At 40.5% G+C, this 18,434-nt stretch carries 16 protein-coding genes and 1 pseudogene; 9 read left to right on the forward strand and 8 right to left on the reverse strand.

What is annotated here, in order from left to right; genetic code table 11:
- Nucleotides 1-48: 48 nt before the first annotated feature.
- From ftsH to G7057_RS07840, 3 genes are all read right to left on the reverse strand, one after another.
- Nucleotides 49-1,923 carry an ATP-dependent zinc metalloprotease FtsH gene (ftsH, locus tag G7057_RS07830; protein WP_166162572.1) on the reverse strand — a complete coding sequence of 625 codons (1,875 nt, stop codon included), beginning with the start codon at nucleotides 1,921-1,923 and terminating at the stop codon, nucleotides 49-51.
- A gap of 4 nt (nucleotides 1,924-1,927) precedes the next feature.
- Complete coding sequence (locus tag G7057_RS07835; RefSeq protein ID WP_166162574.1) at nucleotides 1,928-2,383, reverse strand: MarR family winged helix-turn-helix transcriptional regulator; 456 nt, start codon at nucleotides 2,381-2,383, stop codon at nucleotides 1,928-1,930.
- Between the two features lie 155 nt (nucleotides 2,384-2,538).
- Nucleotides 2,539-2,904 carry a YbaN family protein gene (locus G7057_RS07840; RefSeq protein ID WP_166162576.1) on the reverse strand — a complete coding sequence of 122 codons (366 nt, stop codon included), beginning with the start codon at nucleotides 2,902-2,904 and terminating at the stop codon, nucleotides 2,539-2,541.
- A 75-nt stretch (nucleotides 2,905-2,979) separates the two neighbouring features.
- Here G7057_RS07840 and G7057_RS07845 point away from each other — a divergent pair, with 75 nt between their 5' ends.
- Nucleotides 2,980-3,468, forward strand: a complete 489-nt coding sequence (locus G7057_RS07845) for a methylated-DNA--[protein]-cysteine S-methyltransferase (protein ID WP_166162578.1) — start codon at nucleotides 2,980-2,982, stop codon at nucleotides 3,466-3,468.
- Nucleotides 3,469-3,575: 107 nt separating this feature from the next.
- Here the strand turns inward: G7057_RS07845 and G7057_RS07850 are convergent, their stop codons facing one another.
- A complete protein-coding gene (locus G7057_RS07850; protein ID WP_166164163.1) occupies nucleotides 3,576-4,250 on the reverse strand; it encodes an amino acid ABC transporter permease in 675 nt (224 codons plus the stop codon).
- 32 nt (nucleotides 4,251-4,282) lie between these two features.
- A complete protein-coding gene (locus tag G7057_RS07855) occupies nucleotides 4,283-5,182 on the reverse strand; it encodes a transporter substrate-binding domain-containing protein (RefSeq protein ID WP_166162580.1) in 900 nt (299 codons plus the stop codon).
- 230 nt (nucleotides 5,183-5,412) lie between these two features.
- Here G7057_RS07855 and G7057_RS07860 point away from each other — a divergent pair, with 230 nt between their 5' ends.
- From G7057_RS07860 to G7057_RS07880, 5 genes are all read left to right on the forward strand, one after another.
- Nucleotides 5,413-6,270, forward strand: a complete 858-nt coding sequence (locus G7057_RS07860; protein ID WP_166162582.1) for a metallophosphoesterase — start codon at nucleotides 5,413-5,415, stop codon at nucleotides 6,268-6,270.
- Between the two features lie 85 nt (nucleotides 6,271-6,355).
- Nucleotides 6,356-7,219 (forward strand): aldo/keto reductase, encoded by an 864-nt coding sequence (locus G7057_RS07865; protein WP_166162584.1) that lies wholly within the window; start codon nucleotides 6,356-6,358, stop codon nucleotides 7,217-7,219.
- Between the two features lie 205 nt (nucleotides 7,220-7,424).
- Nucleotides 7,425-8,426, forward strand: a complete 1,002-nt coding sequence (locus G7057_RS07870) for a Gfo/Idh/MocA family protein (protein ID WP_166162586.1) — start codon at nucleotides 7,425-7,427, stop codon at nucleotides 8,424-8,426.
- Nucleotides 8,427-8,446: 20 nt separating this feature from the next.
- On the forward strand, nucleotides 8,447-9,742 hold the full coding sequence (locus tag G7057_RS07875; protein ID WP_166162588.1) for a DEAD/DEAH box helicase: 1,296 nt from the start codon (nucleotides 8,447-8,449) through the stop codon (nucleotides 9,740-9,742).
- Nucleotides 9,743-10,233: 491 nt separating this feature from the next.
- A complete protein-coding gene (locus G7057_RS07880) occupies nucleotides 10,234-11,217 on the forward strand; it encodes a LacI family DNA-binding transcriptional regulator (RefSeq protein WP_166162589.1) in 984 nt (327 codons plus the stop codon).
- 36 nt (nucleotides 11,218-11,253) lie between these two features.
- On the opposite strand, the gene galT is transcribed toward G7057_RS07880, so the two are convergent.
- Entirely contained in the window at nucleotides 11,254-12,741 is a 1,488-nt protein-coding gene (gene galT / locus G7057_RS07885; protein ID WP_166162591.1) for a UDP-glucose--hexose-1-phosphate uridylyltransferase, read from the reverse strand.
- A complete protein-coding gene (locus tag G7057_RS07890; RefSeq protein WP_166162593.1) occupies nucleotides 12,738-13,904 on the reverse strand; it encodes a galactokinase in 1,167 nt (388 codons plus the stop codon). Before G7057_RS07890 ends, galT begins: the two co-directional genes overlap by 4 nt.
- Before the next feature lie 263 nt (nucleotides 13,905-14,167).
- On the opposite strand from G7057_RS07890, the gene G7057_RS07895 reads away from it, so the two are divergent.
- From G7057_RS07895 to nagA, 3 genes and pseudogenes are all read left to right on the forward strand, one after another.
- Complete coding sequence (locus G7057_RS07895) at nucleotides 14,168-15,202, forward strand: GMP reductase (protein WP_166162595.1); 1,035 nt, start codon at nucleotides 14,168-14,170, stop codon at nucleotides 15,200-15,202.
- Between the two features lie 159 nt (nucleotides 15,203-15,361).
- A pseudogene (gene agaS, locus G7057_RS07900) lies at nucleotides 15,362-15,853 on the forward strand (SIS domain-containing protein); the annotation flags it as partial.
- 34 nt (nucleotides 15,854-15,887) lie between these two features.
- Nucleotides 15,888-17,036, forward strand: a complete 1,149-nt coding sequence (gene nagA, locus G7057_RS07905; RefSeq protein ID WP_166162597.1) for an N-acetylglucosamine-6-phosphate deacetylase — start codon at nucleotides 15,888-15,890, stop codon at nucleotides 17,034-17,036.
- 636 nt (nucleotides 17,037-17,672) lie between these two features.
- On the opposite strand, the gene G7057_RS07910 is transcribed toward nagA, so the two are convergent.
- Nucleotides 17,673-18,374, reverse strand: a complete 702-nt coding sequence (locus G7057_RS07910; protein WP_166162599.1) for an MBL fold metallo-hydrolase — start codon at nucleotides 18,372-18,374, stop codon at nucleotides 17,673-17,675.
- Nucleotides 18,375-18,434 lie beyond the last annotated feature (60 nt).

Here is an 18,434-nt window from a genome sequence, read left to right on the forward strand (position 1 = left end):
GGTTTTTGGGGGTTCGAGTAAGATTTAGCCCATTAAAATCAGCTTCGTCTAAATGGTTGTTTCGTTGAGGATAGCCATAAATTCTTGGCCTGTCATGGTTTCTTTGACTAAAAGTTGGTGAGAAAGCTCATGGAGCTTATCAATGTTAGCACTTAGAATTTCGTCAGCTTCTTGATGAGCCGATTTAATGAGAGCCATCACTTCTTGATCGACGCGCTCCGCAGTTCCAGCTGAAACAGTCAGACTAGTATCGCCACCTAAATATTGGTTGCTTTGCGTTTCGATTTGCATCATGCCAAAGGTGTCACTCATTCCATAGCGGCTAATCATAGCACGGGCTATCTTGGTCATTTGTTCAATGTCATTGGATGCTCCGGTTGACTTGCTGCCGAAGATAATTTCTTCTGCCACACGTCCACCAGCTAGTGTAACCAGTTTGTTGTAGAGTTCTTCCTTACTCATCAGCGTTTTTTCGCCTTCTTCAATTTGCATGGTGTAACCTAACGCGCCAGATGTCCGTGGAATAATGGTAATTTTATGAACCGGTGCTGAGTGCAACTGTTTAGCAGCAACGAGGGCGTGACCAATTTCATGATAAGAAACAATTTCTTTTTCTTTTGGCGAAATAACAGCACTCTTTCGTTGGTAACCAGCAATAACTGTTTCAACAGATTCTTCTAAATCCATTTGGCTAACTTTTCGGCGGCCTTCGCGAACAGCACGCAAGGCTGCTTCATTAATAATATTCGCAATTTCAGCACCAGAAGCACCGCTTGTTGCACGAGCAATCGTATTAAAGTCGATCTCACTATCTAATTGGTACTTTTTAGCATGGACTTTCAAAATGGCTTCACGACCAGCTAAATCTGGTAGTTCAACAGGCACACGTCTGTCAAAGCGACCTGGACGTAGAAGGGCAGCGTCTAAAGATTCAGGACGGTTAGTTGCTGCTAAAATCACAACACCCTTATTTTCTTCAAAGCCATCCATCTCAGCTAATAACTGGTTGAGTGTTTGCTCACGCTCGTCGTTACCGCTAAATCCGCCACCATCTCTTTTTTTCCCAATGGTATCAATCTCGTCAATAAAGACAATACATGGCGCTTTTTCGTTAGCTTCCTTAAAGAGATCACGAACTTTAGCAGCACCTCGTCCCACAAACATCTCCACGAATTCAGAGCCTGAAATACTGAAGAAAGGAACATCGGCTTCACCGGCAACCGCTTGTGCCAGCAATGTTTTCCCTGTTCCCGGAGGCCCAACTAAGAGCACGCCCTTTGGATTTTTGGCACCAATGGCTTGATATTTCTTAGGCTGATGCAAGTAGTCGACAATTTCGCTGAGGGCTTCTTTGGCTTCATCTTGGCCGGCTACATCGTCGAACGTTTTCGAATCGCCAGCTTTAACATAGACTTTGGCATTTGATTTTCCAAAAGCTAGCGCACTACCAGATCCACCACCGCTCATTTTCTTCATCATTTGGCGAGAAAGTAAGCTTCCCAGTCCCCAAATAAAGGCGAAAGGAAGAATCCATGACAGAAGGAAAGATAGAATAGGTGATGCTTCAGTCGGAATGTCTGTCGCAAAAACTACATTATTATTCTCCAAACGATTAATTAAATCAGGATCATTTAAAGCACCGGTATTGAATACTTGGCGCTCGTTATTCTCATCCTCTGCTACGAAAATAATTTTATTGGATTCGAATTTTACTTCACTCACATCACCGCGGTCAACTTTAGTCAGGAATTCGCTGTAAGGCACTTCCTGAACTTGGCGGTTTTCAATGCTCGGATATAAGAAAACATTCCAAATGGTAATGACCGAAAAAATAATCAAAAAGTAATAAATGAGTGGCTTACGGTTGTTTGAGTTGTTTTGAAAAGGGAAGTTCATATTGGGCTTATTGTTATCTTGGGGCATAGATTCAATCCTCTCGTTTCTGCTTATTAATTTGTAGCATCACATCTTTTAACGCTTGGGTACCTTGGTAAATTTGCACCAAACTATCTTCAGATACACCATGAAAAATAGGTTGATAAGTTTCTTCAATCCGACGATCCAGATCAGTCAAGACCGTTTCACCTTTTTCTGTTAAAAAAAGTGATATAAAGCGCTCATCATCCTCACGGCGCTGGCGAACCAGAAAACCGTTTTTTTCCATTTTTTTACACATGGTTGATGTATTACCACTATTGGCATCTAATGCAGCAGCCAGTTGATTCAACGACAACTCACCACTCTCTTGAATTTCAATCATAGCCTGTAGTTGCAAAGGCGTAATGCCTAATTCCTTGGAAAAAGGAGATACCACCCATTTTTTGGCATCATGAATGGTTTTCATCATCTGCCATATCTCTTCTAATATGATTTCTTTTGTCATCGGTTCATTCCTTTTAGTACATTAGCTTTGATTCAAAACAATTATAAAAGACAAATATGAATAAAAAGTGAAGATTTATGGGGCAATTTAAGATGAAAAGTCCTTCAGTGAGCAAAAAAACCAGTTGAGAAAGTCAAGCGACTCTCTCAACTGGTTTATTCAGCTGTATTGGGAATAACAAAAAATAAATAGCAGCTAATAAAGACTGTTAGTAAACTCAATAGAATTTTAATAATGGTTAATGGCACAATGTAAATAGAAAAAGCCATAAGTAGATAGATATTGAAGAGGATTTTCCATTTTCTATCTTTGGGGATGGTTTTTGTTTCCATATAATCGGCTACATAATGTTGATATAAACGCGTACCTTTCAACCAAACTTCAAATTTTTGAGACCCTCTAGCAAAGCAAAAGGCACTCAATAATAGAAAGGGTGTGGTTGGTAAAACGGGCAGGAGGACACCGATTGAGCCAACTCCCAAAGAAAGTGATCCAGCAATAACAAATAGTATTTTTTTCATATAACAGACTCCTATATATTAAAAGCTTAGCTAGACAAATCGTGATACAATGACTGAAAAGAGAGGTGGTTATCTATGTTTTATCAGATCATCAACAGCCCGATTGGTCCGTACTTAGCAGTAGATAGTGGAAAAGGACTTTCATGCTTAGAGCATGTGAAAGATTTCGATAACATTTCTTCTATAATAGCAAGAATGGAAAGAATATCAACCCCATTATTAATGGAAACAGAGCGTCAAATCACGGACTATTTTAAAGGGGAACTTACGCAATTTAATTTACCTCTAGATACAAACGGGACGGTTTTTCAAGAACAGGTTTGGCAAGCTCTTCGTGATATTCCTTATGGACAGGTCCGATCCTATCAAGACATTGCGATTGCTATCGGTAATCCAAAGGCGGTTCGGGCGGTAGGTGGCGCCAATAACCGCAATCCAATTTCGATTGTCACACCTTGTCATAGAGTTATTGGGAAAAATGGTTCTCTAGTCGGTTATGGTGGCGGGGTAGATGTCAAACAGTCGCTACTCGAGCTAGAAAATAGTGAATACAATCACAAGTGAATACCAGAGAAAGGGCTCAGACATTTGTTTGAGCCCGTTTCGTGTGAGGGTAACAAAAGGAATAATACAATTCCCATTGTTCCGTTTTTCATCATAGCATAAAAATGCTAGTATGAGCCAAATTGTTTTTCTAATTTTCGTTGAAGCACTTCGTAAAGGGAACAAATTGCCCAATAAATGAGTGCAACGAGAATATACATTGTCATATAATCATTTTCGCGGCCACCGACAATTTTAGCATTTTGGAAAATATCGGGTACCGTAATCATAGCAGCCAGCGCTGAGCTTTTTACTAAATCTAAAATAACATTAGATAAAGGAGGAACAGCGATTCGTAAAGCTTGTGGCACGATCACTTTAAACAAGACTTTATTTCTTGGTAGTCCTAATGACATACCCGCTTCCCATTGGCCATAATCAATAGCTTCAAGGGCAGAACGGATAATTTCGGCAATATAAGCTGATGAACTCAAGCTGAAGCCAATAATGGCAGCCGGAACTGCATCGAAATAAACACCGATAAAGGGAAAACCAAAATATAAAATAAACAGTAAAACCAAAGTTGGTGTGCCCCGCATAAATGAAATATAAAGTGTTGCAAATTTATTGAAGAGGAAGAAGCGGGAAGTGCGCATCAAAGCAAGCGTGAATCCCCATACTAAACCAAATAGGAACCCCATTCCAGAAATCAGTAAGGTATAACCAATTCCCGAAAACACATACCCAAAGTTTTCAATGGCGGTTTTCAAGTTGAAGATGTATTCCCACTTAATTGTTGTGATATCCACGCCTAAGCCTCCTCTAAATCAAATCATTAGTTTTGTTCGATTTCAATAACTGGCAATTCATCAACGTTGTCTAATTCTTTCGAAACGTCTTCACCACCGAAGAATTCTTTTGAAAGTTCAGTTAGAACGCCTTCTTCAGCTAATTCAGCTAAAATAGGATCAATTTTTTCTTTAACAGATGTGTCATCTTTGCTTAATACAATCGCTTGTTGACTTGGATTATAATATAAGTCTGACATTTTTACACCTAATTCAGCATAAAATTGAACAGCAGTGTTTGAAACATAATAGTCGTTTGGAATAAAGTCAGTACGACCACTTGCGACATCACGGAAAAAGACATCGTTTGTTGCGTTATCATAAGTAACTGGCTCAGCGCCTAATTGTTTTGCAAGTGCCATATAAACGGTTGTTGCGCCACCAGCAGCTTTTTTGCCTTCCCAGTCTTCCATTGTTTCGATGCCAGAGTTATCTGAGGCACGAACAACAAGTCCACCGAATGAATATTTATAAGGATCAGAGAAATGGTAGTCTTCTAAACGGGCTTCAGTAATATCAAAGCCATTAGCAGCAGCGTCTACTTGACCACTTTGAACAGCTGTTAACATACCGTCAACGCCCATTTCCATAAAGTCAACTTCCAAACCAAGACGGTCAGCGACTTCCTTAACCACTTCAACTTCATAACCGGTTAGTTCATTGTCATCACCGTGGTATGAACTTGGAAATAGCGTACCAGATGTAGCAACTTTTAAGACACCAGATTCTTCAATTCGGTCCCAAGCCGTCTTTTCTGTACTAGTGTTATCGGAGTTAACTGTTTCATTAGAGCTGTTTCCTGTATCTGTATTTCCACAAGCGGCTAAAAATAATGCTGAAAATGCTGCGAAACCGCTTAGTAAAGCTTTTTTATTTCGTTGAATCATTTTGACATCATCCCTTCAATAACTTTTTACTTTTTAACAATAGCATTAAATATGTTTAATTGCAATGAGGAACTGAGGAGGTGTGAAACAGTTTATTTAATCTGTTTTAGGTCTAGACATAGGTGTTTCAAAAGATTTACCTAAATTTTGACGAAAATAAGGTCAAACCGTAAAATAAACAGTAAGATGAGAGAGTCAGAATGATTCTAATGAAGTTTGGAGTGTGACAAATGTCAATTAAAAATAAACTACTAACAACTACAGTGCTTGCTGGTGGCGCAGCTCTTTATTTGCACCAACAAAACACTAGCCTGCAAACAAGCCATTACACATTAGCTGTAACTAATTTAGAAAAGGAGAACGAAGGCCTTAAAATAGCTCATTTATCGGACCTTCACCTGCCTAGAACACAAGTGAACTTAGAGAAAGTTCTTGAAAAAATTGCAGATGAAGCAGTTGATTTTATATTTCTAACCGGCGACCAATTTGATGCCGGCCAATCATTTAACCGTAAGCAGGCGCTTGATTTTTTCTGTTCGCTACGAAAAATAGCAGCTGTTTATGCCATTCACGGTAATCACGACCAACAATCACCGCGGGCAGAAGAAATCCCCGACCTTTATCAGGAAGCAGGTATTACCTTGCTTGAAGACAATGCCTACTCAGTGATGGCTGAAAATCGTCGGCCGATTGTGATCATGGGGGCGGCAGAACCTGCGTCACTTTTGAAAAAGCAAAAAAGAAATCTTCTTAGTAAAGTAATGGTTCGTCCTGACTGGCAAGGGCAAACGCGCTTGTTGTTGGCTCACCGTCCGGAATTGTTTGAACGTTACCATCAAGATAAAACGAAGGCACCCGATATCACCTTTTCAGGCCATGCTCATGGCGGACAAGTGCGGATTCCAAAAGTTGGCGGTCTATTTGCACCTGGTCAAGGGCGGTTGCCTAAACACACTAGCGGTGTTCATGCACTAGCAGCCGATCCAAGTAAACGATTAGTTATCAGTCGTGGTTTAGGCCCATCTCAATTTCCGTTTCGGGTTAATAATCGTCCCGAGTTGATCTTTGTTAGCCTGACAGAAGCGTGAAAGCGTATTTATTTTCTTTGTATTCATATCTCTAAAAGGGTAGAATAAGAGTAAGCTATGCAAATAAAAAAGGGGTGTGAAATCAATGGTAAAAAACGTAATGGATCGATTGCCGCTTAATGATGGATACACAATTCCCGGAATTGGTTTTGGAACGTCGGGAATATCAGAACGTGACGCTGAAGAACTTGTTTTTAAAGCAATCATGCGGGGCTACCGCCTGATTGACACTGCAAGCTGGTACAAAAATGAAGAAGCTGTGGGAAGAGGGATTCATAAAGCAGTGAATGCTGGTATTTCCAGAGACGAGATTTTCGTTGTTTCTAAAGCTTGGAAAGACGAAATGGGTTATGAGGAAGCGACAGATGCCTTTAACCGATCGTTCGACCGACTAGGTTTGGATTACATTGATTTGTATTTAATTCATTGGCCAAGTCCAGAAGACGGTAAAAATTTAGACACTTGGCGCGCCTTGGAAGATTTAACAGAATCAGGGCGGGTTCGTAGTATCGGTGTGTCTAACTTTAACCGCGGTGAACTCAATGAACTCATTAAAGAAGGTCGCATTCGCCCAGCCGTTAACCAAATTCCGGTTAATCCAAGCCAAATGAATGCAGATCTCGATGATTTCTGCTACCGCAATAATATTGTGACTATGGGCTACAGCCCACTTGGTGCCGGCAAGGTGAATAAAAATAAACAGCTGGCTGCCATTGGAAATAAATATGATAAATCACCTGCGCAAATTGCCTTGAAGTGGTGTGTGGACCGCGATGTTGTGCCGATTCCTAAAACCAGTCATGACGAGCGCATGAAAGAAAACCTCGATATCTTTGATTTCGAGCTAACCGATGACGATATTAATACCTTAAATAATATTGATGAGAAAAAAACCGTTACCCATAAAGAAGGCAATAATCAAAATAAACGCCATGGGTCACGGAGATAGTTGAGTTAATAGGCTAGGAGTTTATCCTAGCCTATTTTTTTATGCTCATGTGAGATACAGACCTAAAAAAATAGCTGTATCTTACAGTTGCACCCAAATGTAATTACTATTATGAAAGAATATTTCAAACCACCCTTAAAATGTAGTAGAATAGAGAGGATATAACAGCTTTCAACATCACTTTGAAACAAATGGGGGAGTTCTGATGTTAAGAATAGGAATGATTGGGACAAGTAGTATTGCACACGAGTTTGCGAAAGCACTCACTTTATCCAAACGTTATGAGGTAAAAGCCATATATAGCCGTAGTCTGGAAAAGGCAGAAGAATTTGGTCAGCCTTATGGCGCAACATTATTTTTTGACGATTTAAATGACTTATTATCTAGTGAAGAAATTGATGTCGTTTATATTGCATCACCAAATAGCCTGCACTATGACCAAGCAGTAGCTGCTTTAAATCACCACAAACATGTTATTGTCGAAAAACCGGCATTTTCTAATATGAAAGAGTGGACGGCAGCCTTTGATTTGGCGGCAGAAAAAGGTGTGTTTTTATTTGAAGCGGCACGCCATATTCACGATAAGAACTTCCAGTTAATCAAAAATGAAATTGCTAAGTTACCGCATATTGATGGTGCTATTCTTCATTTTGGGAAATATTCGTCGCGCTACGACCAAGTGTTGGCTGGCGAAGATGCCAATATTTTCTCTTTGAAATTCTCAGGCGGTGCCTTAATGGACTTAGGTGTTTACTTGATTTATGCTGCTCTTTCTTGGTTTGGTGAACCGGAAAGTGGCCAGTATATCGCACGTAAAATTAAAACAGGTGTGGACGGAACAGGAACCATTATTTTCCGTTATGCGGACTATGATGTGGTTATGCATGTATCAAAAATTTCTAATCTGTCAGCGCCATCTGAAGTTCAATCCGGCAAACAAACGCTAGTGATGGACGGTGTGAGTGTGATTACATCGGTTGAATTAGACGACACAGAAACGAATCAACGCCAACAATTAATTTTACCAACGAGCGACCATTTGATGGTGGATGAAGCTATTGCATTTGCGGAAGTTATCGAGTCAGCAGATTCAACTGAAAGCCAAGCTAAGTATCAAGAATGGAAACAACTCAGCTACGATGTATCAAGATGGATCGAAACGCTTCGTAAAGAAGCCGGCATTTATTTTGACGCAGACAATGAATAAAAAGGGGATGATCGTTAACCATGATGATCGAAAAAATGGACACTAATTTCCAACGCTATTGGAAGGGGCTGCGGTTCCAACTGCCAACACCTATCCAAGAATCAGCCTTTGAACCACTAAAGGAAGGCCAAGACGTTGTCGGATTATCTCCAACAGGAACAGGAAAAACACTCGCTTATGCACTACCATTACTGGAACGCGTTAAAAAACAAGACGGTTTGCAATTAGTTATTTTAACTCCGTCTCAAGAACTAGGCGTACAAGTAGGTCGCGTGCTGACCGAATGGGCGGCACTGCTTGATTTAAAGGTGCAAACCATTATCGGGGGCGCAAGTGCTAAGCGTCAAATCGAGAAACTAAAAGAAAAACCAGAAGTGGTTGTCGGCACACCAGGTCGTTTGATGGAATTAGCGAATCAACGAAAATTGAAGTTGCACCAAGTAAAAACAGTCGTATTGGATGAAGCAGATTATTTATTGCAAGATGAACATATGAGCAATTTAAGAGACCTTATCAAAAAAATGCCTGGTCAGCGCCAAATGGCCTTCTTTTCGGCAACGACAAGCCATGCTCTAGATAATATTAGCCGTTGGTTCAACACAGATCCGATTTATTTGGATACTGCTCGTGAAGGTGGTAGCCAGTTTAATCAAACCGCTCATCAATATCTGTTTGTGGAAAACCGTAGACGTGCGGATCAATTGCGCCGTTTAGGTAACATCAAAGGCATGCAAGCTCTTGTTTTCGTGAATTCGGTTCAGGAGTTGGACTATCTAGCTGAAAAAATGCACTTCGAGCGCATTAGCGTGCGCATGCTCCACAGTGATTTCTCAGCGACTCAACGTAAAAAAGCCTTAGAAGAATTCCGTAACGGTAAAGTAACCTTCCTATTAACAACCGATGTTGCAGCGCGTGGGATGGATATTGAGGACCTACCTTATGTCATCAACTACGATTTACCGCTGTCGCAAGACGTTTATTTACACCGTGCCGGTCGAACAGGCCGTATGGGGAAAAAAGGAACAGTCTTGTCTCTTGTTAATGAACGCAGCCGCCGAGATGTGAAAAAGTTCGTGCCGAATCCAACTGAATTCGAGGAAGTATTCTTGCATGCAGGTAAACTGGTGACGGAACTTCCGAAAGTAGAGGAAAAAGCAAAAGTCGATGCTCCTAAGAAAGTTAAGGAAAAACCACTTGCTATCGAGAGAGAAGCTCGCTTCGAAACGAATAACGATCTGAAAAAAGACGTTAAGAAGAATAAAAAGAAAAATCGCGCCCGCAGCCAAAAAAATAAGGGTGCCCGCAAGAAGAGCTAGGGAATTTCCCTAGTTTTTTTGTAGACTAGGGGATTATAAGTTCAGCCATCAATGTCTAGCTCCCAAGTCCTGGCCTACTGAAAAAAAGATAAATTTGCCCCATTGCGCGCTTCGCTGCTCGCTAACGCATATCATTCGACTAACCCGCTGAAGCGTGAAGTCTCCTGACAATTCAGGGTCAAATTTCCTATTTTTTCATAGGCCAAGGCGGACTTGTCCGCTTTTCTTGTGCTTAAATGAGCTATTCTGTCGAGTGGAGCCGGAAAAAGAGCCCAGTCGACAGTTTTTCAGCTAATTATGTCGACTGAGCTTAAAAAAATGTCTCACTCGACATCATTTCAGCTTTTTATGTCGACTAGCGCCAAAAATAAGCTTCACTCGACATTTTCCAGCACTCATTCAAACGCTTTCTTTCCATTGACGAATGGCCTAATAAACCGTATACTGATAAATAATTAGTAAAAAGTTTACTTATCGAAATGGAGGAGCTTATGGCAACTTTAAAAGACATCGCCGAGCGTGCAAAAGTCTCTACAGCAACGGTATCGCGCGTCTTAAATGACGATGCGACCTTATCAGTTGGTGAGGATACCCGTCAGCGGATTATTGATATCGCTGAACAGCTCAATTATAAAAAAATCAAAAAAACTGCCATTAAACGCCGGATTTTATTGATTCAATGGTATAGCCCAGAAGAAGAGTTGGATGACTTATATTATCAATCGATTCGCCTAGCTGCAGAAAAACGAGCAAGTGAAAATGACTTGGATATTGTATCCATCCACCACGAAGTCCCTCAAACGATTGATGATGAAATCGATGGTATTTGTGCGATTGGAAAATTCAGCTCTAAGCAAGTTAAGAAGTTACAACGCTTCAAGAAGCCGCTATGCTTTGTTGATTCAGACCAAATGAGTTTTGGCGAAGATAGTGTGGTCGTTGACTTTGCTTATGCCGTTCAATCGGTTATCGATTTAATTGTGGCGAAAGGCCATCAAAAAATCGGCTTTTTAGGCGGCCAGGAATATACTCAAGACCGCGCACATAAACTGGAAGACCCACGCGAAAATCTATTCCGATACAACCTCCAACTACTTAAGTTGTACCAAGAAGAATACTTTTACACGGGGAATTTTTCTACCCAATCCGGACAGGAAATGATGCAGACGGCTATTCAAGAGCATAGGAATAATCTGCCGACAATCTTTTTTGCTGCCAACGATTCAATCGCCATTGGAGCCATGCGTGAATTACAAGATGCTCAAATTGCCATTCCAGACCGAGTGAGTATTATTGGCTTTAATGATAGCAATGTTGCGCGCTATGTTTATCCAGCGCTAACAACTGTAAAAGTTGAAACTGAAATTCTTGGCGCAAGTGGGATTGACCTCCTAGTTGACCGCATGCAGTCAGAACGCCAAATTGCTAAAAAAGTATCGCTATCAACACGATTGATGAAGCGAGATTCTGCCTAAATCAAAAAGGACATCAGCGCGCTGATGTCCTTTTTATTATAATGATTTTACAAATCGTCTGAAGGCGGCCAGGCCGTTTTCAGTTAACTTATACACACCTGCGTCTTCTAGGACACGTTGGAAAACTTTTCCAACGCCGTTTTCAACAACCTTATCCACATTATCTGCTGTAATAGCATGAGAATCTGCTAGTCGACGAGCCCAATTGAGATGCATCGGTTGAATACTGTTTTCTTTTCCTAATAAGTAGGCTTTTACTTCTTCTAACTCATCTTTTAGGCGAGGCGGTAAAATCGCCAGTCCCATCACTTCAATTAAGCCAATATTTTCTTTTTTAATATGTTGCACGTCAGAGTGCGGATGGAAAAGACCATCTGGATGCTCATCAGTTGTGCGGTTATTTCGCAAAACTAAGTCGCAAATAAAGCTATCGCCATCACGACGAGCAATCGGCGTAATCGTATTATGCGGTGTTTCACCACTAAAGGCCAAAATATCCGCTTCAGGATCACTGTAAGCTCGCCATTTTTCTAAAATATGGACAGCAGCTGCTTCCATTTCTGCTTTATCCTTACCAGATAAACGAATAACAGACAGCGGCCATTTCACCAAACCAAAGGAAGTCTGTGGATAAGCTTCTAGATCAAAATTCTCTATTACAGGAGCTTTGTCCATTGGGAAGCTATAACGGCCCCCTTGGTAGTGATCATGAGATAAAATAGATCCACCAACAATCGGTAAATCGGCATTGGAGCCAACGAAATAGTGGGGGAATTGCTCGACAATAGCGAACAAGTTTTCAAATGTCCGCCCGCTAATTCGCATCGGACGATGATCAGCGGATAAGAAAATACAATGCTCGTTATAGTAAGCGTAAGGCGAATATTGCAATCCCCAGGTTTCATTCAATAATGGAAAACGAATAATCCGGTGGTTTGAACGAGCTGGGTGTTGCAAGTGGCCCGCGTAGCCTTCATTCTCTAAACAAAGTTGACATTTCGGATAGGCCGAAGTAGGCATAGATTTAGCTGCTGCAATGGCCTTAGGATCTTTTTCCGGCTTAGATAAATTAATGGTTACTTCAAAATCCCCATAAGGTGATGCTGTTTTGAAGGCGATATTTTTGGCAATAGCCTCTGTTTGGATATAGTTATTATCTTGGCTTAAGTCGTAAAAGTAATTTGTTGCTTGCTCAGGACTATCAGAGTTATAGACATTCCAAAAGGTTTGATTGAGAACCGATGTGTCGGGTGTCATAACAGCCATAATTTTAGCGCTAAGGATTTCTTTGTCGGTTTGGCTATCGTTAATTAGACCTGTTTGAACGGCAATAGCTAGGAAAGTCGGCAGTAAGTCTTTTGCTTGAGCAACGACAACTGTTTCTTCCGGCTGTATATATTCAGCCACTTTGAACAAGTTTAATAACTGGTTTTGCTTTAATAGTCGATCGAGTGGATGGATGTAACCTTTCTCAATTGCAACATGCAACAAGCTATCAATTGCTTGGCTTAACTGGTTTGTCATAGTTCTGTTGCACCGTCCCCGATTTCAGCAATGTAAAATTCAGCAGGGTAGCCGATGATTGCCTCATATTTTTCACCAACAGCTTTTGTAAAATCAGCTGTTTTGTCTGTAGCAACAATGGCAATGGCACATCCACCAAATCCAGCGCCCGTCATACGAGCCCCTAAGACACCATCTTGTTCCCAAGCTGCTTCAACTAAAGTATCCAGTTCGATACCCGTTACTTCGTAGTCATCTCGTAAGGAGATGTGTGACGCATTTAATAATTTTCCAAAAGCATCTAAGTCGCCTGATTTTAATTTGTCTGCTGCGATAAGTGTACGTTGGTTTTCAGTAACAGCATGACGTGCACGTTTTACTAAGGTTTCAGATGATAAAACAGCTTTGTTAGCTTCAAATGTCGCTTCATCCAAATCACCCAATGAGCTAGCATCCACAACCGTTTGTAATTCCGCTAATGCTTTTTGACACTCTTCTAAACGTTCATTGTACTTAGAGTCAACTAACTCACGACGTTTTTTCGTATTCATAATCACAATCACATGATTACCCAGTTCAACAGGGATTTTTTCATATTTTAGCGTGTTTGTATCCAGTAGAAGGGCCTTGTCTTTTTCACCCATTCCAATTGCAAATTGGTCCATAATCCCTGAATTTAAACCGAAAAATTGATTTTCTACCTTTTTTCCTAATTTCACTAAATCCAAACGATCCACTTTTAAGCCAGCTAAGCGTTCAAAGACAATTCCTGCTAGTAATTCAAGCGAAGCAGACGATGATAAGCCGGCACCATTTGGAATATTACCTTCAATAACAAGGTCAATACCTTCGTCGATTCGGTGACCGTCTTCAATTAAATACTTCACCATACCTTTTACATAGTTCGCCCATGAATGTTCTTTTTTAAATGACAGATCACTTAAATCAAAGGAAATAACGCCGACTTCAGGGAAGTTTTCAGAATAGAGGCGGATTGTCTGCGTGCCGTTCTTTGCTGCCACCGCATAAGTTCCTAGTGTAATCGGACAAGGGAAAACGTGTCCGCCGTTGTAGTCAGTGTGTTCACCAATTAAATTGATGCGTCCTGGTGAAAAAAATGAATGTGTTGCTTCAGTGTTGAATTGTGTTTCGAATGATTGTTTTAATTGTTCTATTAAATTCATTGGTATCGCTCCCATCATTTAGTTGTCTTTATTGTAAAGCCTGTTAAAAATAAAAGCAAGACTTAAGTAAAAAAGTTAGTAAAGTTTTTAACTTTTATTTACTTAATCTAAAAATAAGAAACGTTCTTTGACAAACAGTAAGTGATAGTGTAATGTACTACTGGGACAGGACAATGGTTGTATCAACTGTAATAAATGTTCGTGTTCTGATATCTGTGTAAAGCCATCACTGGTGGTGCACTAACAGAAAGGAATTTATAAAAATGAAAATATTTGATTATGAAGACGTACAACTGATACCAAACAAGAGTATCGTGCAAAGTCGTTCAGAATGCGACACAACAGTAGAACTGGGTGGGCGCAGCTTTAAGATGCCTGTTGTTCCTGCGAACATGCAGACCATTCTTGACGAAAGCTTGGCAGAAAAACTAGCAGCTAACGGTTACTTCTATATTATGCACCGCTTTGATGAGGCAGCTCGTATGCCATTTATCGAAAGAATGCATGAAAAAGGGTTGTTTGCTTCTATCAGTTTAGGTATTAAAGACGCTGAATTTGGATTTGTTGAAGAATTAGTTGAGAAAAACTTAATTCCAGAATACACAACCATTGATGTTGCTCATGGTCACTCAGATCAAGTTATTAAGATGATTAAACACGTGAAAGAAGTTATGCCATCAACTTTCCTAATCGCAGGAAATGTGGGAACTCCTGAAGGTGTTCGTGAATTAGAAAATGCTGGGGCAGATGCTACAAAAGTAGGAATCGGACCTGGTAAAGTATGTACAACTAAAATTAAAACTGGTTTTGGAACTGGTGGCTGGCAATTAGCAGCTGTAAGCTGGTGTTCAAAAGCAGCTCGCAAACCAATTATTGCTGACGGTGGTGTCCGCACAAATGGTGATATTGCGAAGTCTGTTCGCTTTGGTGCAACAATGGTAATGATCGGTTCATTATTTGCTGGTCATGACGAATCACCAGGTGGCATTAAAGAAATTAATGGCCAAAAATATAAAGAATACTTCGGTAGTGCGTCTGAATACCAAAAAGGTGAGCGTCGTAACGTTGAAGGGAAGAAAATTCTAACACCATACAAAGGCCGTCTTGTTGATACATTAACTGAAATGCAACAAGATCTACAATCATCTATCTCTTATGCAGGTGGAAATGATTTAGCATCAATCCGCAAATGTGACTACGTCTTAGTGAAGAACTCAATCTACAACGGTGACAGCTCTAACCAAGCTATTATTGAAGCAGGTCGTTCATCATACGGCGAAGGCGACACAATTTTATAAACTAACGACTCAAGCTAGGGCAAATTGCCCTAGCTTTTTTTGTAGACTAGGGAATTGTAAGTTCGGCCATCAATGTCTAGCTCCAAAGTCCGGGCCTAGTGAAAAAAACAGAAATTTTCCCCATTCAGCAATCAAAAAAAGTTTGACAAATGTAACCGCGATTTCAATCGTGTCATCTACTTGGCATCTGGACCACTAGCTGGTATTGCAAGAGAAGTACAACTTAAAATTTTAGAATTAACGGCTGGGAAAGTAGCGACAGCCTTTGATACATCGCTTGGTTTCCGTCATGGACCAAAATCATTTGTTGATGAAAAATCGCTAGCATTCTTGTTTGTTTCCAATGACCCATACACGCGCCAATATGATCTTGATATGTTGGAGGAACTTTATGGCGACCAAATCGCTAATACGGTGTATAGTATAGAGGTAACACAAGAAAACGGATTTTCTGGACAAGCTTTCCGCTTTGATGAACGTTATAGCAACTTACCAGATGTGTACTTAGCGCTACCGTATACCGTTTTTGGACAAGTTGTATCCATGTTAACAGCACTTAAAGTTGAAAACAAACCCGATACACCAAGCCCAACATGTACGGTAAACCGAGTTGTTAAAGGGGTTATCATCCACGATAACTTGCCAGAATAATCAACAAATTTTAAGAAAAGAAGTGAGAGAAAAAATGAAGACATACATTTATGCAGATACATTTTACATGCCAGACGCTACAAAAGGACCAGGTTACCTTGAAATTAATGACGGTGTTTTTGGTCAATTCTCAACGGAAAAACCATCAGATGGCTCAATCATTGATTACAGCCGCAAGCAAATTGCCCCTGGACTAGTGGATACCCATATCCATGGTTTTAAAGGCCACGATGTTATGGATAATGATGTAGCAGGATTAAATGTTATTGCAGAGGGCATTCTTCAAGGTGGGGTAACTTCTTTCTTACCAACAACCCTAACAGCTTCAACTGAACAATTGAATGATGTTTGCCAAACCATTGGTGACCATGCAGATCAGATTAAAGGCGCAAAAATTCAAGGAATTTTCCTAGAAGGACCATTCTTTAATGAAGTCTATAAAGGGGCTCAAAACCCTAAATATATGGGCGACCCATCAGTTGAAAAGTTAGCGAAATGGCAAGAACTCGCTAAAGGAAAAGTCAAAAAAATTGCGATTGCACCAGAACGTGAAGGAACACTGACATTCATTGACTACGCAAAAAGTCATGATATTTACACAGCTATTGCCCATACAGATGCTACCTATGATCAATGTAAGGCAGCAGTTGACCATGGTGCGAATATATTCGTTCACACCTTTAATGGTATGAAAGGCTTGCACCACCGTGAGCCAGGTGTTGTCGGAGCAGCAATTAGCCTAAAAGAGGCCTTCTCAGAATTAATTTGTGACGGTCATCATGTTCACCCTGTATCAGCAGGTATTGTCATGGATGCGCACGGTCGCGACAAAACAATGTTTGTCACAGACTGCATGCGAGGTGGTGGTATTGGCGATGGTGAATCGAGCTTGGGTGAATTTGACGTTATTATTAAAGACGGAGCAGCACGTTTGAAACACAACGGCAGCCTAGCAGGTAGTGTGCTAGAACTGATTGAAGCCGTACAAAACGTTGTTGAGTGGGGCATTGCGACACCGGAAGAAGCCATTCAGATGGCAAGTTTGGTGCCAGCGCAAAGTGTGGGAATCGACCACCTATGCGGTCAAATTAAAGCAGGTTATGCGGCAGACTTTATTGTCCTTGACCAACACTTAAAACTAGAAAAAACATATTTAGATGGCGAAGTAGCCTATACAAAATAAGGAGGTAATGGAATGATCAGTTGTGTCATCACAGGCACGGGGAATTTGCCCCGGGTCTGTCGCTGGCAGACGAAATGAGTGCTGGTAAACAAGAAAAATTTGAAGTGGTGGCTTTTAGAGAAGACCAACCACTAGAGTTGTAAGAATCAAACTTACGTCAAGCTCAACAATGGACAGAGAAAGTAACAGTTAAATAGGTTAAACGAGCCAATTTTTATGTTATTTCATAAGAATTGGCTCTTATTTTGCATACGATAGTGCAAGTTCTGAATTAATAATGTTGAAACTAAACAAAAGTTTTGTTTACTTGGGAGAATGAATGGGTGTTGGAACGTGCACGTAGCTTGTTGATTGCAGAAGGTCTGGCATTACTTGTTAATAGGGTTCCCCTCATTTTTAATTCTCATTACAAACCATATTATCAAGTAATTGTTAGATACTAGAGGTAGAGTAAAGAGAGTGGGAAAAAAGGCGTTTAGCCCCGAAACGTTGGACCGAAAAAACGCAGGGTGGTCGTAGACCATCCGAGTATTATTCGGGAAACGCATGTCGGGGCTGCCTTTTTGAGCACGTTTGCTCAACAATTATTCGTATATAAAAAAGGGACTGGAGTTATTTTCCAGTCCCTTGCTGTTATTATTTAAGTAAATTTTGTGCTTCTGCAATGGTTTGAGGAAGAACATCCATTGGGTCTTGCATGACAATCCCATGTCCTGTTCCTACATAAGTTGGATTTAAGGTTAAGAAACGTTCAACGACTTCAATACTTTGAGCTAAATCCCAATTCAAACGAGCTGGTTTTGGGAAGGCATCACGGTGAACACCACAAATAGCTGCGCCACCTAATGTTTGCAAAACATCACCAACAAGTAAATAACGTAAAGTAGGGTGGAAGAAACAAATATGGCCTGGCGTATGACCGGGCGTAAAGAGAACGTCTAATTCGCCAACTTTATCGCCTTCTTTAAGTAGGCCGGCAGGTTTAAAAGTCAACGAGTCCGGAATGCCTTCTTTTAAAGGAACTTGCTTGTCAGAAGGGAGTAGCTCTTTCTTTAGGACAAGCTGATACTCACGTTCTGGAAAATAAATGGGTGTGTCTGGGAATGCTTCTTGGAATGCCGGCATGCCATCTAAATGGTCATCGTGGCTATGCGTAATTGCAATTGCTTTTAAAGGGAGGCCAGAAGATTGAATCAATTCAATAACCTCACTAATTTCTTCAGACTCAACAGTTGTATCAATTAAGATGATTCCATCATCTTCTTTTACTAAAAATAAATTATTTTCTTTTTCAATCGTAATTTGCATGACATTCTCAAATGATTCTATTTGAAGCATCCATTCACGACCTTTCTATGTAGTATTAATAATAAATAATACATTGGGTAGAAAATAAGG

This window comes from Jeotgalibaca arthritidis (assembly GCF_011100465.1).
Lineage (GTDB): Bacteria > Bacillota > Bacilli > Lactobacillales > Aerococcaceae > Jeotgalibaca > Jeotgalibaca arthritidis.

Excerpts from the sequence above, each read along its gene's own strand:
- G7057_RS07845 (WP_166162578.1), top strand. The coding sequence starts at position 2,980 with ATGTTTTATCAGATCATCAACAGCCCGATTGGTCCGTACTTAGCAGTA.
- ftsH (WP_166162572.1), bottom strand. The coding sequence starts at position 1,923 with ATGCCCCAAGATAACAATAAGCCCAATATGAACTTCCCTTTTCAAAAC.
- galT (WP_166162591.1), bottom strand. The coding sequence starts at position 12,741 with ATGACAAACCAGTTAAGCCAAGCAATTGATAGCTTGTTGCATGTTGCA.
- G7057_RS07910 (WP_166162599.1), bottom strand. The coding sequence starts at position 18,374 with ATGCTTCAAATAGAATCATTTGAGAATGTCATGCAAATTACGATTGAA.
- G7057_RS07855 (WP_166162580.1), bottom strand. The coding sequence starts at position 5,182 with ATGATTCAACGAAATAAAAAAGCTTTACTAAGCGGTTTCGCAGCATTT.
- G7057_RS07835 (WP_166162574.1), bottom strand. The coding sequence starts at position 2,383 with ATGACAAAAGAAATCATATTAGAAGAGATATGGCAGATGATGAAAACC.
- G7057_RS07890 (WP_166162593.1), bottom strand. The coding sequence starts at position 13,904 with ATGAATTTAATAGAACAATTAAAACAATCATTCGAAACACAATTCAAC.
- G7057_RS07860 (WP_166162582.1), top strand. The coding sequence starts at position 5,413 with ATGTCAATTAAAAATAAACTACTAACAACTACAGTGCTTGCTGGTGGC.
- G7057_RS07870 (WP_166162586.1), top strand. The coding sequence starts at position 7,425 with ATGTTAAGAATAGGAATGATTGGGACAAGTAGTATTGCACACGAGTTT.
- G7057_RS07865 (WP_166162584.1), top strand. The coding sequence starts at position 6,356 with ATGGTAAAAAACGTAATGGATCGATTGCCGCTTAATGATGGATACACA.
- G7057_RS07840 (WP_166162576.1), bottom strand. The coding sequence starts at position 2,904 with ATGAAAAAAATACTATTTGTTATTGCTGGATCACTTTCTTTGGGAGTT.
- G7057_RS07875 (WP_166162588.1), top strand. The coding sequence starts at position 8,447 with ATGATGATCGAAAAAATGGACACTAATTTCCAACGCTATTGGAAGGGG.
- G7057_RS07895 (WP_166162595.1), top strand. The coding sequence starts at position 14,168 with ATGAAAATATTTGATTATGAAGACGTACAACTGATACCAAACAAGAGT.
- G7057_RS07880 (WP_166162589.1), top strand. The coding sequence starts at position 10,234 with ATGGCAACTTTAAAAGACATCGCCGAGCGTGCAAAAGTCTCTACAGCA.
- nagA (WP_166162597.1), top strand. The coding sequence starts at position 15,888 with ATGAAGACATACATTTATGCAGATACATTTTACATGCCAGACGCTACA.